Below are 1,671 nucleotides of genomic sequence, written 5' to 3' on the forward strand. Positions count from 1 at the left end.
GCCTGGGCGTCATCGGCATCGTCCGCGTCGGTCGGACAGGATCGGCGCCGGATGGCTCTCGCCCACGGCGGCCTCGCGGTGCCGCTCGGCCTCGTCGTCGTCGTGGGACTGCTCGGCGGGGGCGGGCAGGGGGCTGCCGAACTGCGAATCGATCGCGGCCTCGATGCGGGCCTCGGTCTGCGCCGCTTCCTCGGCAGGGGCGACCAACTCGGCCATGGAGCCGGGATGATCGACGGCCGCGACGGCTTCCGGTGCGCCTTCGGGCGGAACGAACCCGGCGGCATTCTCCGCCTCGGAGGCTGGGCTTCCGCGGCATGGACTTCCGCGGCATGGGCTTCCGCCGCTTCAGCCGGCGCCGCAGCCTCGCCCTCGGGCGCCGCGTCGACGACGATTTCGGCCTCCTCCACCTCCTCGGTGACGGTGGCGTCGGGCGCGGCCCGGCGCGAGCGGCCGCGCTCGCGGCGGCGGTCGCGCATCTCCTGCTCGTCCTCGGCGAGGCGGGCGGCGCGCTCCTCCTCCTCGATCAGGGCGAGGCGGTCGGCGACCGGAATCTGGTAGTAATCGGGATGGATCTCGCTGAAGGCGAGGAAGCCGTGGCGGTTGCCGCCATATTCCACGAACGCCGCCTGGAGGGAGGGTTCGACCCGCGTCACCTTCGCGAGGTAGATGTTGCCCCGCAGCTGCTTGCGGGACGCGGACTCATAGTCGAACTCTTCGACCCGGTTGCCGCGCACGACCACCACCCGGGTCTCCTCCGGGTGGGTGGCATCGATGAGCATCTTGTTGGCCATGGAAATCTCTCTTCGCGGCGCCGGAGGCTGAGCCCCGGAACGGTCGCCGGGGCGCAGCCGCAATGAGGCCCGCCCGGACGCCGCTGGAACGCCGGATGTGATGACGTGTGGAGGTAGAGGAACGATCGCGCCCGGGCGTGTTGCGAACACCCTCGGCGTCGGGGCACACGGGGGCGCGATGAGCGCGCCGGTCGTGCGGAGAAAGATCCATGCCCTCGGCTACTCGTTCCTCGATGACGGGTCCGGCCGGAGCCGGGGCGAGCCCCGGTGCAGCCATCGTACACGTCCGCGCGATTCCCCAGATCGAACCGAAGGGCCGATGGACGAAGGCGGCGAAGGGCCGACGCCCGGACATCCCCGAGGATGCCCGCCGTCCACGCGCCGCCGTGAGAGGCGGGAAGCGGGACAAGGCCAGACCCTGGCGGCCGGCTCCTGGGGGGAGGACAGCCGCACACCGGGTCATCGCCCGCGGCAGCCGCGGCCGCCGCAAGCCGAAGGGCCCTGGCCGGAACGCGAACCGTGTACCGTCTTTACTTACCCGTCCGGCTTCGTGCTTGGCAAGGTTCTTGCGCGCCGCGGCCCGGTCCGGGCGCCGGATAACGGTAACATCGGGCCTCGCGCGCCCCGGCGCCGGTCCCGGCCCGTAAACCGACGGTTAACGCACGGCCGCTTAACGCTTGAGTCGCGGCGCGCCCGGCAGCAGCGGCCGCCCGATCCGGACGCCGGCGCGGCCGGTCCGGATTCGCAGCGGGATCCATCGCGCACCTGCGGGGCGACCTCGGTCGCGGTGCCGCGGTGCCTCCACAGGCGGGGACACCATGACGGCAGGCCCACAGATCGGTCCAGTGCCACGCCGGTGGCGGGCGCGCCGGCGGATGGC

Annotated in this window: 1 pseudogene; it reads right to left on the reverse strand. The window is 72.7% G+C overall.

Annotation, left to right across the window (positions count from 1 at the left end):
* Positions 1 to 791, reverse strand: a pseudogene (locus AC2W7M_RS24970) (ribonuclease E/G); the annotation flags it as partial.
* Positions 792 to 1,671 lie beyond the last annotated feature (880 nt).

Source organism: Xanthobacter sp. BG11Y11_SDJG (assembly GCF_057364445.1).